14 protein-coding genes and 1 tRNA gene are annotated in these 13,930 nt (G+C 66.8%); 4 read left to right on the top strand and 11 right to left on the bottom strand.

Annotated features, from left to right (window positions below; translation table 11 throughout):
* The first annotated feature begins 22 nt into the window (after positions 1 to 22).
* Positions 23 to 2,644, top strand: a complete 2,622-nt coding sequence (lanKC, locus tag CBF90_RS09835) for a class III lanthionine synthetase LanKC (RefSeq protein ID WP_088380484.1) — start codon at positions 23 to 25, stop codon at positions 2,642 to 2,644.
* 4 nt (positions 2,645 to 2,648) lie between these two features.
* Positions 2,649 to 2,765, top strand: a complete 117-nt coding sequence (locus CBF90_RS18215) for a SapB/AmfS family lanthipeptide (protein ID WP_114597945.1) — start codon at positions 2,649 to 2,651, stop codon at positions 2,763 to 2,765.
* Between the two features lie 65 nt (positions 2,766 to 2,830).
* Here the strand turns inward: CBF90_RS18215 and CBF90_RS09830 are convergent.
* From CBF90_RS09830 to CBF90_RS09805, 6 genes are all read right to left on the bottom strand, one after another.
* A tRNA-Tyr gene (locus tag CBF90_RS09830) sits at positions 2,831 to 2,912 on the bottom strand.
* Between the two features lie 93 nt (positions 2,913 to 3,005).
* Complete coding sequence (locus CBF90_RS09825; RefSeq protein ID WP_088380483.1) at positions 3,006 to 3,497, bottom strand: FBP domain-containing protein; 492 nt, start codon at positions 3,495 to 3,497, stop codon at positions 3,006 to 3,008.
* A gap of 61 nt (positions 3,498 to 3,558) precedes the next feature.
* Positions 3,559 to 4,941 (bottom strand): hypothetical protein, encoded by a 1,383-nt coding sequence (locus CBF90_RS09820; protein WP_064956012.1) that lies wholly within the window; start codon positions 4,939 to 4,941, stop codon positions 3,559 to 3,561.
* Positions 4,938 to 6,077: a DUF2510 domain-containing protein gene (locus CBF90_RS18575; RefSeq protein WP_242435649.1), complete on the bottom strand. Its 1,140-nt coding sequence runs from the start codon at positions 6,075 to 6,077 to the stop codon at positions 4,938 to 4,940. The genes CBF90_RS09820 and CBF90_RS18575 overlap by 4 nt, the downstream gene beginning before the upstream one ends.
* A gap of 123 nt (positions 6,078 to 6,200) precedes the next feature.
* Positions 6,201 to 6,524, bottom strand: coding sequence for a hypothetical protein (locus tag CBF90_RS09810; RefSeq protein ID WP_088380482.1), 324 nt, complete (start codon positions 6,522 to 6,524; stop codon positions 6,201 to 6,203).
* A gap of 48 nt (positions 6,525 to 6,572) precedes the next feature.
* Positions 6,573 to 7,067 (bottom strand): GNAT family N-acetyltransferase, encoded by a 495-nt coding sequence (locus CBF90_RS09805; RefSeq protein ID WP_172407814.1) that lies wholly within the window; start codon positions 7,065 to 7,067, stop codon positions 6,573 to 6,575.
* Between the two features lie 68 nt (positions 7,068 to 7,135).
* Here CBF90_RS09805 and CBF90_RS09800 point away from each other — a divergent pair, with 68 nt between their 5' ends.
* Positions 7,136 to 7,624 carry a YajQ family cyclic di-GMP-binding protein gene (locus CBF90_RS09800; RefSeq protein ID WP_071918434.1) on the top strand — a complete coding sequence of 163 codons (489 nt, stop codon included), beginning with the start codon at positions 7,136 to 7,138 and terminating at the stop codon, positions 7,622 to 7,624.
* A 2-nt stretch (positions 7,625 to 7,626) separates the two neighbouring features.
* On the opposite strand, the gene CBF90_RS09795 is transcribed toward CBF90_RS09800, so the two are convergent.
* Positions 7,627 to 8,538, bottom strand: a complete 912-nt coding sequence (locus tag CBF90_RS09795) for a site-specific integrase (protein ID WP_197690574.1) — start codon at positions 8,536 to 8,538, stop codon at positions 7,627 to 7,629.
* Between the two features lie 439 nt (positions 8,539 to 8,977).
* Here CBF90_RS09795 and CBF90_RS09790 point away from each other — a divergent pair, with 439 nt between their 5' ends.
* Positions 8,978 to 10,357, top strand: a complete 1,380-nt coding sequence (locus CBF90_RS09790; RefSeq protein WP_088380479.1) for a hypothetical protein — start codon at positions 8,978 to 8,980, stop codon at positions 10,355 to 10,357.
* A gap of 28 nt (positions 10,358 to 10,385) precedes the next feature.
* Here the strand turns inward: CBF90_RS09790 and CBF90_RS09785 are convergent, their stop codons facing one another.
* From CBF90_RS09785 to CBF90_RS09775, 4 genes are all read right to left on the bottom strand, one after another.
* Positions 10,386 to 11,393: a hypothetical protein gene (locus tag CBF90_RS09785; RefSeq protein WP_088380478.1), complete on the bottom strand. Its 1,008-nt coding sequence runs from the start codon at positions 11,391 to 11,393 to the stop codon at positions 10,386 to 10,388.
* Positions 11,394 to 11,524: 131 nt separating this feature from the next.
* Positions 11,525 to 12,277, bottom strand: a complete 753-nt coding sequence (locus CBF90_RS18205) for a hypothetical protein (protein ID WP_141097145.1) — start codon at positions 12,275 to 12,277, stop codon at positions 11,525 to 11,527.
* On the bottom strand, positions 12,274 to 12,942 hold the full coding sequence (locus tag CBF90_RS18200) for a hypothetical protein (RefSeq protein ID WP_141097144.1): 669 nt from the start codon (positions 12,940 to 12,942) through the stop codon (positions 12,274 to 12,276). Before CBF90_RS18200 ends, CBF90_RS18205 begins: the two co-directional genes overlap by 4 nt.
* Positions 12,943 to 13,038: 96 nt before the next feature.
* A complete protein-coding gene (locus CBF90_RS09775) occupies positions 13,039 to 13,746 on the bottom strand; it encodes a DUF3800 domain-containing protein (RefSeq protein ID WP_088380476.1) in 708 nt (235 codons plus the stop codon).
* Between the last annotated feature and the right edge of the window lie 184 nt (positions 13,747 to 13,930).

The raw sequence follows: 13,930 nt of genomic DNA, 5'->3' as shown, positions 1-13,930 counted from the left end.
TACCGGGCCGTGGGGGAAGCAGATGGATCCGATCTTCGGGCGTTTCGCGATACGGGATCGGGTGTTCTACGACTCACCCGACACGGATGCCGCCCGCGCCGGCGCACCGGAAGGCGCGGACGTCTACGCGCCGTCGACGGTGGTCCCGTGGGACGGCTGGCGGCGGGGCCGGCGGCATCCGTGGTCCATCTGGCTGCCGCCCGGGATGCGCCTCGCCGATCAGGGGTGGAAGGTGCATGTCACGGCACTGCCCGACGGGGCCGGCGATGTGCTCGACATCGTGTCGGCGTACTGCCACCGGCATGGCATCCCGTTCAAGCACCTGATCGACGAGCGTGCGCTCGACGCCGTGCTGGCGAAGGATGCCGAGCGGTCGGGCGCCGGGAAGTTCATCACGCTCTATCCGCCCTCGGAGGAGAGCCTGGAGCACTGCCTCGGCACCCTCGACGAAGCAGTCGGCTCCCGGCCCGGCCCGTACATCCTGTCGGACCTGCGCTGGAACGCGGGGCCGCTCTTCGTCCGGTACGGCGCTTTCACCGACCATGAAGTGCTCCTCGACGGCGAGTCCCTGCCGGCGGTGCGCGACCTGCGGAGCGGGCAGTGGGTTCCCGACCGCCGCGAAGCCGGGTTCCACGTTCCGCCCTGGGTCGAGCTGCCGACCTTCCTCCGGCGTCAGCTCGACGCCCTCGGCGACCAGCCGCCGGCGGGATTCCCGGAGATCACCGGGGCGCTGCACTACTCCAACGCCGGCGGTGTCTACCGCGGCTTTCTCGACGGCTCCCCCGTCATCGTGAAGGAGGCCCGGCCGTTCGCCGGCTGGACCCCGGACGGCCGCGATGCCGTCGCGCGGCTCCAGGACGAGGAACGGACCCTGCGAGCCGTCGCCGGCAGAGTGCGCGTGCCGGAGGTGCGGGCATCCCTCGACGCGCACGGTCATCGCTTCCTCGTCCTGGAACAGCTGCCGGGCCAGCCGCTCGATCGGGTGGTGTCGACCAGCAGCCCGCTGACCGCCGCGGTCTCCACCGCCGCGGAGCGCCACGCGTATCGCGACCGGATGCTGCGCGTCGTCGATGCCCTGCGGCGGGAGATCTCCCGTCTCCACGCCGCTGGCCTCACCCACGGGGATCTGCACCCCGCGAACGTCGTGGTCGACGCGGACGGGTCGGTCGGCCTCATCGACTTCGAGATGTCGATGCCGGTCGGCTCCCGTTCCGCCGCCGTACTCGGTGCGGCCGGGTTCACGCTGCCCGATGAGCCCGACCCCGTGCGGCGCGACGCTCACGCACTGGCGTGCATCGAGCTGTACGTCTTCCTGCCGCTCACGAGCGTGCTCGCTCTTCAGCCGGCGAAGGCCGGCGCTCTCGCCGCTGAGGCCGCGGCCGCCTTCGACCTGCCTCGCGCATGGTCCGAGCGCATGGCCGCCGCGCTGCGGCTCGGGTCTCGCGGCGATGGCGCCCCCGGCCAGGCGGGCCGGCATCCCCAGCCCGGTCCGACGATCGAGCGGATCGCCGCGCAGCTGATCGCCGATGCGACGCCGCACCGCCGCGACCGGCTGTGGCCGGGCGATCCCCGTCAGTTCGCGGAGCCCGCGTTCTCGCTCGCCCACGGCGCACTGGGGGTCGCCCTCGCGCTCGACGCCGCCGGTGTCGCTCTGCCGTCCGAGATGCGCGCGTGGGTGTCGCAGTCGATCTCCGCAGTGCGGGACGACCGCCCTCGCGTCGGCCTGATGGACGGCCTCGCGGGCGCGGTGTGGGCGTGCCGCCGCCTGGGGCTCACCGACGAGGCCACGACGCTCGGCGAGCGCCTGCAGAGCGTCGAGCTCGACGTCGGAGCATGGGGCTCCGACCTCGCCTCGGGCCTCGCCGGTATCGGCATCGCCCTCCTCGACGCATCCGGCTCGCCCGACGACCTCGCTCGAGCGATCGACATCGTCGACCGCCTCAGCGAGAGGTGGGGGCTCGACGAGCGGAGCGCGCCGACGACGACGCCGCCCGCATCACGACGGCGCGGCGGCCTCATAGGCGGCGCGAGCGGAACCGCGCTCCTGGCCGTGCGGCTGTTCGAGCACACCCGAGACCGGCGCTTTCTCGAGATCGCCCGCCGCGCTCTCGCCATCGACCTCGGCTCGCTGCGGCGCGACGGGGACGGCTCGCTGCAGGTGGACCAGGGCTGGCGGCTGCTTCCCTATCTCGCCCACGGGTCGGCTGGCATCGGACTCGTCCTCGCGCAGTACCTGGCGCATGAGCCGGACGACGAGCTGGATGATGCACTGCGCGGCATCATCCGAGCAGCGTCGGCGCCCTTCGTCGTGCAGTCGGGAATCTTCGCCGGCCGAGCGGGGCTGGCGCTCTTCCTCCACTCGCTGGAGGCGACCGGGCATGCGACGCCGGAGACGGTCCGCGCCCGCGACCACCACCTGTCGCGGATGACCCTGCACGCGCTCGATGCCCCGGCCGGCGTCCGCATCGTCGGCGACGGGATGCTGCGCGCCTCGTGCGACCTCGCCACCGGAGCCGCGGGCGTGCTGCTCACCCTCGTCGCGGCATCCGGTCGCGGTCCGATGACCGACCGGCCACTCCTCCCCATACTCCCCCCGGTGCTCGCACCCGTCGGTTCTCCGGCGGCGATCGAACGAAGGAGGTGAGGAAATGGGCTTCATCCTGTCGCTGCAGACGCTCGAGAAGAGCGAGGACGAGCACCGCACGGTCCTGGCCAGCACACTGAGCATCGGCCTGTGCCGGAGCACCGTGTCGACCGCCTGCTGACCGGGCGCGAACCACGCGAATCGCCAAGCAGAAGGGCCCCCGCTCAGCGGGGGCCCTTCTCGATGTGGCGAGTGAGGGATTCGAACCCCCGAATGCAATGCAGTCTGATTTACAGTCAGATCCCTTTGGCCGCTTGGGTAACTCGCCAGTGCGCACCCGCCCGGCTTGTGCAGTCGACCGGAGGCGCGAGAACCCATATTACCCCCTGTGACCGCGTGCTCCGAACCACGGCGAGAGCCGTCAGTCGTCGCCTCCGATGACCCGTTCGACGAAGGCCTCGGTGCGGTGGCGCGTGCCGTCGATCCGGCGATCGACGCTCGCGCGGATCTCGCTGGGCGCGAGCGGTCCGGCGATCCGCACGTTGTCGTGACATCCGAGGTCGGCGCAGATGTACGTGCCGATCGTGTCACCGGCATCGCCGGCGGGCCCGGCCTTGCGCGCACTGAAGAGGGTGACCTGGTCGCCGGGCTGCATGGTGTGGCAGAGGTTGCAGAGCGCGGAGCGCGCACGCGAGCTTCCGGATGCCGCGCGCATGACGACTCCGACCGGGGCGCCCTCGCGCTGCGTGATGACGTATCCCCGCTCGCGCGAGTTCGGATCCCGCCACGCGAGGAAGTCGAGGTGGTCCCAGTCGAGCAGCATGAAGTCGATCGGCATCGCCATGATCCGGCGGTCGTCGACCGTCGCGTTGACGAACGAAGCGCGGACTTGGTCTTCGGTCAGAGCTTGCACGCGTTCCAGCCTACGAAGCGCACGGCATTAGCGGGCCGCGTGCGCGGACGCCCTCCCGCGGTCACTGCGATGCGACCCATGCCTGCCAGTCGGCCTCGGTGAAGTCGGTGCTGTCGACGAAGAATCCGCCGCCGAGGACCGAATCCACTGCCATCGTCCAGGCCGACCCGTCATAGGCATCGGCGTAGGCGTAGAACGACCCCGCGGCGTCGTACGCGAGGTTCGCGTCCTTGCTGCGCAGCGCCTCGTCGGTGAAGGCCCCCATTCCCTGCGCGGCGATGGCGGCCTTCACCTCGGGCCGGAGGTACCCGGGATCGGCGAGACCCGATTTCCATTCGACGAAGCGGGCAAAACCCTCGTGGACCGCCACGGGCGGTGCGATGAACGACCCGGGCGCCGCTGTGTAGTGAAGGCCGTGTGCGAACTCGTGGACGAACACTTGCTCGCGACCCGTCGCGCTGCCCGGGCCCATCACGATGAGCGTTCCGGAGGTGTCGGATCCCGTCGCGATCACGGGGTCGAGGAAGCGCTGCGCGATCTGCGGTCGGAGAGTCGGACGGGCGTAACCGGCGACATCCATGTCCCACGGCGTGCCCTTGCCGTACTGCCAGCGCTGGAAGCGTTCATCGTCGTCGGTGATCGCCGATACGAAGCCGTCCTGCGTCGGCTCGCCGCCGAGGGCGCGGATCGTGTCGAGCGCGATGACGGCCGATCGCTCGGCCGCATCCGCGTTCTGATCGACCAGCTCGGCCTCGTCGCTCATCCCGAAAAGGACGACGTGGTCGCGCTTGGTGACGTGGATCTCACCCTCGTCCCACGGGTTCGGCTCGCGCGCGGGGACGATGGATGTGATCGTGGCGGGCTCGGGCGGTTCCGTCTCTTCGTACCGATCGAACGACCGACTGGGGACGGTACCGGGCTCGAAGGTGACAGTGTAGGCGAAGCCCTGAATGAGGTCGAGACCGGCGTCACGGTCACCGTCGCCTCGCTGCGGCTGCGCCGCGAATGCATACTGAGCGCCGAGGATGACCTCGATGGTTCCGGTCTCGTCGACGTCGAAGTCCGACGGCGCGATCGCCGCGACATCCCACCCGATCTTGGTGGAGTTGTCCCACCACAGCGCGAGCTGCGTCGCCGCGTCACCCGTGGCGTGAGCGAGGAACCGCTCTCGATCCTTATCGCGCATCGCGGCGTTCATCTCGGCGAACGTGGCGCTGGTGGGAGTCGCCAGGTCGTTGTCAGCCCACGGAGCCCACGCGACCGGAACATCGGCCGTCGGCCCCGCCTCGGGCGTCCGCGGCCACAGCACGACACCGGCGGCGGCGGTCATCAGCAGCGCGCCGACGCCGAGGGAGGCGATGACGATCTGCATCGTGCGCGCCGCACGGTTGCGCGGCTTCCGCTCCGGCGCCTCGGTGGCCGGCGCGGGGGTGGTGTCGGTCATCGGGTCTCCGCCTTCGAGATGAGGATGATGCGGCGTTCGGAGTCGGTCGTCAGCTCGCCGCCGACGCCCGTCGAGGCGAGGACGAAGACGTAGTCGGTGCCGCCCGAAGAGATCAGGTACTGCTCGAGGGGTGCCGGAGTGTTGGGATCGTTGTGCCACCCCATCAGATCGGTCAGCGGCGCAGCCTGGCCGACGACGGGGAACCCGGCGGCGAGGGCGTCGATGTCGATGCCGTCGTCGAAGGAGGTCGAGGTGCCGCCGCTCAGGCAGACCGCGGCCAGCACACCCTCGGTGCGCGCGATCTCGGACATCTGCGACAGCACGACGTCGGAGGTGTAGCACGCCTGATCGAGTCGGGCGGGCTCGAAGCTCGTCGTCGCGACGACCTCTCCCTCGTACGCCGCCGCCGATGCCGCGCCGGTCACCCGCCAAGGCCCGATCGCGGTCGGCGTCTCTCCCGGTTTGAACGCCGACGGAACGTCGTCACCGTAGTAGTAGGGCCGGGTCAGCCAGATCTCGCGGGTCGAGGTCGCCGTCTGCGGCGTGCCGTCGACGGTGAAGGTGTAGGTCATGTCGACCACTGCTTTGGCGGTGTCCGCGCCGCTGGGCGACTCGTAGCCGGCGGTGCCGTTGGTTCCATAGAGGATGCCGCGCCGGTCGTACTCGATGGAGAGGTCGAGCACCTCCGCGGCGCGCGCGTCGCCGAACAGGGGCGTCGCCGACCCCGAGATCGCGATGTAGCCGGGCGAGGCGTACTGCGTCCAGCCGGGCTCGTCGGCTGTGGCGGCGGCGAGGAAGCCGTCGACGACATCCGGCGCCTCCGAGGTCGCGGCCGCGTTGGCCGAGACGACGGTCCAGCCGACGAACCCGGCTGCGCCGCCGACGATGAGAAGAGTGGCCGCCAGCAGGATCCAGGTCGCGCGCGTCATCACCTTCTGCCCGGGGTTCTTGGGCGCGGGCGCGGCAGCGGGGGCCGCCGCCGGTGCGGCATCCGGCGCCGTCTGCTCCGCCACGGGGTAGGGCGAGACGTGATCGGTCCATCGCTGGCCGTCCCAATACCTCAGCTGCTGCTGTCCCGATGGGTCGGGATGCCAGCCGGCCGGCGCGGTCGGAACAGAGTCCGGCACGTCGTTCACACGTCCCCCTTGCCCCGGCCGCGAGCACCGCCGGTTCGAGACGATGCTATTGGCATGCGCGAAGTGGCTCGTACACCTGCTTTTCCGCGCCGGATCTGCTAGTCGCGACAGACGCCCTCGGCGTCAGATGAACCAGCCGTTCAGGAATCCGGTCCCCAGCAGCACCTGCCCCCAGCCGAGGACCAGCGCGACCACGGGCCACCCGTATCCCCCGCCGTCACCGCGCGCCGCGATCAGCCCGATGATGCCGAGCACGCCGCCGAGGGCGCCTGCCGCGATCGAGATCGGCAGGGCGATGAACAGCATCCATCCCCAGAGCGGATCCACGGTGTACCCGAGGATGAACACGACACTGACCGGAAGGATGCCGATGCCCGCGAGGATCGTCGCGGCGATTCCCCACCCGCGGCCGCGACGCCGGGGCCGGTCGGCGGGCTCACTCGTCATGGCGCGAGCCTAGCGTCCCCCGGCGCGAGGCTACGGGCGCGACCGAGGTCAGCGGACCATGCGGGCTTCCGTGATAGCGGGAGCCATCGGGTCGACCTTCTCCATACCGTCGAAGGCGAAGCCGTTCCGAAGGTAGAAGGCGATCGCTCGTGGATTCTGCTTGGCGACCCACAGAGTCGCGGGTGCTGTCCCGAGCGCCGAGTCCAGGAGCGCCTGGCCCACCCCTGTGCCGTGATGAGCAGCGGAGACATAGATCGCGTAGAGGTGGGTGTGACGCCCGGGCTTCTCGCCACCGTCGGCAGAGCTCGGGCCCGCGAGAGCGAATCCCGCGAGCTGACCGCCATGCTCCGCGACGCGCACCGTGACGGTGGGCGCGGGGTCGTTGAGGATCTGATTCCACATCCGATGTCGCGAGGTGACGTGTTCTGCGTCGAAGAACCCAGCCGGCAGGAGGTGCGTGTACGCCTCTTGCCAGGTGGCGACATGGAGTTCGGCGAGCAGCGCTGCCTCCTCGGCGGCGGGCTCCCGGATCACGAAGCTCATGTACCCCACCCTGGCAGGGATCCTCGCCGTCGTGGCAGGGCGCACGGCGGCTCGGTAGGCTGAGCGGCATGGCAGATTCCTCGTTCGACATCGTCAGCAAGATCGATCGCCAGGAGGCCGACAACGCGCTGAACCAGGCCCGCAAGGAGGTCGAGCAGCGCTACGACTTCAAGGGCACCGACGCCTCCATCGAGTGGTCGGGCGAGTCGATCCTCATCAAGGCGAACTCCGAAGAGCGCGCCAAGGCCGTGCTCGACGTCTTTCAGACGAAGCTCATCAAGCGGGGCATCTCGCTCAAGAGCCTCGACTCGGGCGAGCCCACCGCTTCCGGCCGCGAGTACCGCATCGTCTCGACGCTGAAGGAGGGCATCTCGTCGGAGGATGCCAAGAAGATCAGCAAGATGATCCGCGACGAGGGCCCGAAGTCGGTCAAGTCGCAGATCCAGGGCGATGAGCTGCGCGTGCAGTCGAAGTCGCGCGACGACCTGCAGGAAGTGCAGCGGATGCTGAAGGCCGCCGACCTCGACGTCGACCTCCAGTTCGTCAACTACCGGTAAGACTATCCTCTGACCTGGGCTTTTCCGTCAGCTGTCCGTAGATTGTCCGCCGGAGCGAGAACCGAGGCCATGAAGTCCGCCGCCGCGGCTCGCGTCTTGTCCTCCGCTGACGGCCACAAGTGGCTGTAAACATTCAGGGTGATCGACGGCTGAGAGTGGCCTAGCGCCCGCTGCACCGTGACGACATCGCACCCGGCAGCAATGAGGCTCGAGGCGTAGGTGTGCCGTAGCGCGTGCAACGTCACATCCTCCGGCAGACCCGCAGCCTTGCGGATCCGCCGCCACTCCTCACCCGCGTTGTTTCGATGCCACATCTGCCCCAGTGGCGTGCGGAGGAGCAGGGCATCCGGCGACGACGAGCGGTTGACTGATGAGAGCGCGCTCATAAGCCCGTCAGGCGCGAAAACGTCACGCTCCGAACCGGCCTTCGGAGCGACGATCTTCGCCGTCTTGTGCGTAGAACCCTGCACCTGCTGGCGGACGCCGATCGTGCGACGAAGGAAGTTCACGTCCTTCACCCGCAGGCCCGCCGCTTCACCGAGGCGTAAGCCGGCGAACGCGCAGACTGCAACGAAAGGCCTGAAGTCGCCAGCCGCATCGAGCGCGGCGGCTACCTGATCGACGGTCAGCAGTTTCATCGCCGCCTCAGAGCGACGCGTGCGGGGCGACTTCGCCCCCTCAGCAGGGTTCGTTGGAATGACCCGATCAAGCGTGGCCGCGCGGAATGCCATCTGCACATAGTTGACCCGCGTACGGACGGTCGACGCCGCCAGCCCGCGCTTGCTCTCCCCCGAGATCCACGCCTGCACATGCGACGGGCGCACCGTGCCGATCGCGCTATCTAGCCACGGCACCGACATGACCGACGTCCGCGCCGCCTCGTGCGTGCCATCGGCCCAAACCTGGCGGCTCATCCACGCCTCAACCCAGGCCCGCCACGTCACCTTGCCCGCGCGAGGGTCGGCATACTGACCCGTCACGACCGCCGCCGTCACCTCGTCAATCCAGCGCTCAGCATCACGCTTGAGCTCGAAGTGACGCGCGTGCTCCTTGCCCTGGGCGTCGGTGTACCGAGCCCGCCACCGCCCATTCGGGCGCTTCTTAATCGAGCCGGATCAGCGTGACCGGAACATTGGGATTTGGCAGGAGGCGGGCCGTCGTCTTGGTGTTGAGTCTGCCCCGACGCCTGTGCGTTTCCCTGATCGGATCACGTTGGTGGACGCTGACGGGTCGATTTTGACTCGTGCTCGTGTGATCGCCCAGAAAGCCGTTGACGCTGACGCGGCATCAAACAACGTCCGCTGGTCTAGCGGCAGTACCTCCCTCTGATCATCACTAGTAGAAGGAAACAAGATGGCTCTTGCACAGTTCCGGTTCCGTCAGGGAACCACAGCACAATGGGCGGAATCGTCCGCCATCCTCGCGGCCGGAGAACCCGGCTTCGACACGACTGTCAACCGGATGAAGATTGGCGACGGGCGAAATCAGTGGTCGCTGCTGAAGTGGCAGGACGTCGACCCAGGAACGCTGGCACGCATCGAGAAGGCCGCAGCTGCGGTCGATGGTGCGACCGGCGCGAACGACGCCGTTATGGCAACAGTTGCGGCGGACCCGGCATCAGCCTTCGCTGCTCAGATCGGAGCTCACTACCTGTCAGTGAACGGAACGCAGGTTGTAGCAGGCCAGAAGTCGTTCCGCGAATTCCCCAGGGTTCAATCGAGCCTCGGTAGCAAGATCACCGCCAAGCCGCTCGGCGACGGATCCGCGGGTCTCGTCGATGCCGTTCACGACGACAGCTTCGGCTACCTGTATCACCTGCAGGCTGGTCCCAACACGACCGGCTCGACAGCAATGATCGGCGTCGGCCTGGACAAAGGCAACGGCCACGGCTACCTGATCTCTTCGAAAGCCGGCGGACGCGGCCTCGAAGCGGTCAACAACCCATCGTCGACCGGGGACCTGGCTCGGCTCCGGAACTGGTCCCACGACGCCGCCGCGCTGGACGTCGTCCTCAACGTCGGTGCACAGCCCGCTCGTCTTCGACAATCGACAGGTGAAGGATTCGGGGACGGCGTCGCCGTCGCCGGCTCCACAGCCTTCACATCGGCGACGGCGAACTTCCAGGCTAGTGACGTCGGCCGATCTATCTCGCAACTAACGTCGCGTGGTGAGGGCTTCGTGTTCGCCGCCAACACCGCCATAGCCTCGGTTGTCGACGCGACCACCGTGACGCTTGACAAGGCCGCTGTGCGCACAGGATCGGGAGTCAACTTCCAGATCGTGGGCCGCGCAGCCGTCAACTCCCAGCAGATTCTCGAGGTGCTGGACAGTGCTGGGAACGAGCGCGTCGGAATCACGCCCGCGCGGCTCAAGGCCAGCAGCGGCACGGTCATCCAGGTTGAGAACGCCGCCAGCAACGGACGTCTAACGACCGTAGAGAACGCCCGCGTTGGGCTCTACGCGGCGAACGGAACGAACTTCCGCCGTCACGAGCTCTACGGCCAGAACTACTTCTGGGGCTCGCTACGTGCCTACCCGGCGGCGGCAACCATCGGAGCGGAATCGGGGCCGGTGGACGCTTTCAAGTTCAGTACCAGCGGCGTCGGATTCAACGGAACCGATCCGCTCGCGAAGCCGACGATCACGGGCTCTCGAAATGGAAATATGGCCCTCGAGAGTCTGCTTAGCGCGCTGGCCGGCATGGGACTCATCACCAACGCAACTACTCCGTGAACTGGACGGGTGGACCCTACGCGGCTCCTCATCTCTTGGCGATCAAATCAACAAGAGGTTGGGCTGCCGTCGGGTCCACCCGTGACGCGTCGGGTGATGCGCCCAGAACCCGGCGCGCGAAGCTCAAGTACGCTTCGTGGCGAGTCTCGTTGTCAAGTCTTTCAATGAATGACCCGAAATTTCGGAGTTGGATTGAGATCGAGTGGCCCCATTCGCCAAGGCGACGGTGATTGCCGGCTTGACGCCCGAGATAACCAGCAAGACCAACAAGAGCCGCGATCAGAGCCAGGCGATACGCCGCTTGTTCCCACTGTTCTCGCCCCTCCCGAACAGTCCAGTCGGGCTCAACACCGAGGACGAGAACTAGTGCGGCGATAGCCGATATGGAGAGAAGCGCGATGGTTGCGTTTCTGAAGCGGTTCGCCGTCCGGAGGTGTTCCTGTGCATACTGGCTGAAAGCGGCTGCCAGACTCCCGGCTCCGATCTTCCCAGCCGCGCGCTGCGCCTCCGTGTTAGCGCTTCGCGCCTCCTCGGCTTGGGTTTGAGTAGCGGCGCTGAGAGCGCGCACCTCCCTGAGTATCCCCGCGGTTTCGATGTGAACGTCCTCATTACGAGCGCGCTCACGATCAATCAGCGCTTCCACCTCTTCAGCGACGTCGATGCGTGTGCGCCTCTGAAGGAGGTCATTCGCCAGGTCCCTACCACGCGTGAGATCCAGGCTGTAGACAAGAGCGGAAATCGCTGAGCGCAAGCCTTGACGAAGAACCTGGCCCTGCCGAGCCGCGTCCAACATCTTCCCGCCGTTGAACGCTGGGCGTGTGAGCGAAGCGTCGACCGTCGCGACGAAGCTTTCTATCGCTTCCGGGGAGACCTCGGCGTCGCTCGCCGCGATCACGTTGATCACGTCGTCGACAGAGTCCATGACCCGGAGTAGAACGTCGGCCTCCGGGATCTCACCGTCGAGCCGCGAGACAGAGCGTCGCAAACCCCAAATCTCTTCGCGGAGCTGCGCGAGCACCTCTTTCGCATCCTGCATGCGACTCAGAGTATCGACACTATTGTGATGTAGCTGTCTTGTTCCGCTTCAACGATAAAGCACGACCGGCGCACAGGGACGAGTCGCGCGAGCGCCTTCCTCCGAAGCCCGAAGGTCCCTCCTCCGCGGTGTCAACCGCGCTCGAGGTTCTCGTTCACGCGGCGCATCTGGCGAGCGATGACGTCGACCGCCGCGGGTTCCGCGATCGAGAATCGCCATGGACGTAGATCGAGGATGTGAGGCTCCGTGTAGTGACGATTGCCAGAAGCGTCGGAGTAGGTAGCTGTCACGTCGTAGCGCTGGGGCAGCTCTTCACTTCCGACTACCGCCGCGGTCCGATCGAGAATGTACTCAAGCTGTTGGCCTGGGTGCAGCATCCCGATGACAGGGCTGCCAGAGAAGACCTCCGCGAGGGCGGTCATGGCTGGATCCTCTTCGGGCGTAGCGGGTCGCCCCTCTCCGCTGGTTCGAAAAGCGGGCGAAACAGAGAGCGCGATGTCCCGCGCGGGCGTTCGGCCAGTGCACTCCACAACAACGAAGAGCATCCCCGTGTGGCGCGGATCCCTCGGCCGCGCACCCGGAATGACCCGCAGATCGAATCGGACCGACACATATGGCCGCGCTTCCGACTCGGCCGCCTCCGCCGCCCGCACATTGGCTTCCGCAGCGCGGGTATTCGCCTCAGCTGAAAGCCGCAGCTGACGCCGCCCTTGCTTAAGTTGACTCAGCGCTACGATCGCCGCGACCAGCGCAACCAGGAAAGTCAGCACCGACGCGAGTGCCTGCCACTCGTCCGGACTCGGAAGTCCCCCGGCCCGCCACCACACCTCGACCACTGCTTCCGTAGGCGGGCGATCGATGAGGGCAGCTACCTCGGGGTTCACGTCATGAGCTTAGGCCCGCTTTCGTTGAAGGTTGAAGTCGGCCGTCGAATCGGTGCGCCGTGCGCGAGGATGCCCCGCCGACGACGCCCCTCCGCGACCCACAGATCTGCTCCCGGGATCCGGCGCAAAGCGGATACCAGGTTGCGGGTTTCAGCGCTCTCGAAGAAGCCAGACCAGGTGCCTGCGACTCGAGCTAGAACATCCTCCCGGCCGACGGATGATTGCACGAGCTCGGCAATCACTGGCTCAGCATCGCGCGTGTACTGGTTGCGGGCACAGATCGCGGACAGCAGCACGTCGAGCTGTACGTCAGGTTCTAACGGTGACCTCATGGCCGGGTTCCCCTTCCTCCGGCCGAGAGACTGCAACCATACCCCACGGTGTTCACGCCCTTCGCTGTAAGCGTGAGCGTCACGGACAGCGGCAACCGATGCCGGCGAGGTCTGCGCACGGGGCGGCAATTCGACAGAACATCTAAGCAGGATGACGACTTCCGCATGTGCTCCGAGCCGAGATGCGAAGTCTGCCGCACTGTGCTGCGAACTATCGACGACGGCTACCGGTGCGGCGGGTGTGGGTTCGAGGTCCGGATCCCGTGGGTCGAACACCCTAATGACGGCAACGTCGTTGGCATCCAGGGTGGTCGAGACGATCAGTGTGCTCATAGCTGTGCAGTGTTGATGGCTGTATAATGGGATGTGCAGGATGCCTTCGGCCTCCCGCACCTAGCCAACACCCCGCCCCAGGCGGGGTGTTGTGTTTTATCGCCATGGGCTCGGCGCCCAGATGTACTCGCTCACGGTGATCGAGCGGATCCTAGAGGCGATTCGATCAACGGCCGCCTTCGCGCGTGGATCTTTCTCGACGATCGTTCGATGCCGGTTCAGGAAGTAGGTCGCAACGTCGCTTGCCTGCAACAGCCTGCTGGCGTGGGAGGGGCCGAAGTAGATGGTGTCGGCGAGCCTGACGATCTTCCGGCTCGTATAGCCGGGTACAGAAGCGATTTTGAAGTCGCGAAGATTTCTCCGACTGTTTGCTGCTGAGTGGTGTTCATCTGCGAGCACTAGCCCCGGTTCATCGTAAACCCGGTCGCAACGTGTATCTAATTCCTCGATCACTTGCGCGAGCGTCAGGAGATGCGGGGGAAAGGGCCGCCTGTAGCGTCTCCGGAGTGCGTTGAGATCGATTCCGCGAAAGACGAACTCAGCGCTGGTTCGTGCGATCACCTTGGCTACAAGCTCGCTGGCCTTCACTCTCCAAACCACTGGCACCGAATCCCAGTCCTTCTCTCCATGGAACATCTCCGCAGCATGGAATTCAGTCGCCGGATCGAAGCCCGAGACGTTTGCAGCGAGCAGACTGGCGATTCCGTCCAGTCCCTTTTCGATCGACTCGACAGCTGAGTCGTCAACTATCAGGGCACCGAAGAAGTAGTAGTCGTTGTCTCGGGCGGACTCATCCAGGAACATGGCTCGCACCGTTCAGACACTACTCGCGACCCCATCACCTTCGCGAGGTGCCAATATCTGTCAGCGTGGCGGCGGGAACACATGGGGTCAGAGCCACGCTGTAAGGTCTGCAGCACTGTCATGCGCACAGTAGACGGCAGCTATTGGTGCGGCGGGTGCGGGTGGGAGCTCGACATCCCGTGGA

Origin of the sequence: Microbacterium sp. AISO3 (assembly GCF_002204305.1) — a bacterium.
In the GTDB taxonomy this organism is placed as follows: Bacteria; Actinomycetota; Actinomycetes; order Actinomycetales; family Microbacteriaceae; genus Microbacterium; species Microbacterium arborescens.
Note: the sequence above shows the minus strand (reverse complement) of the source record. Positions and strands in the feature narration are given on the sequence as shown.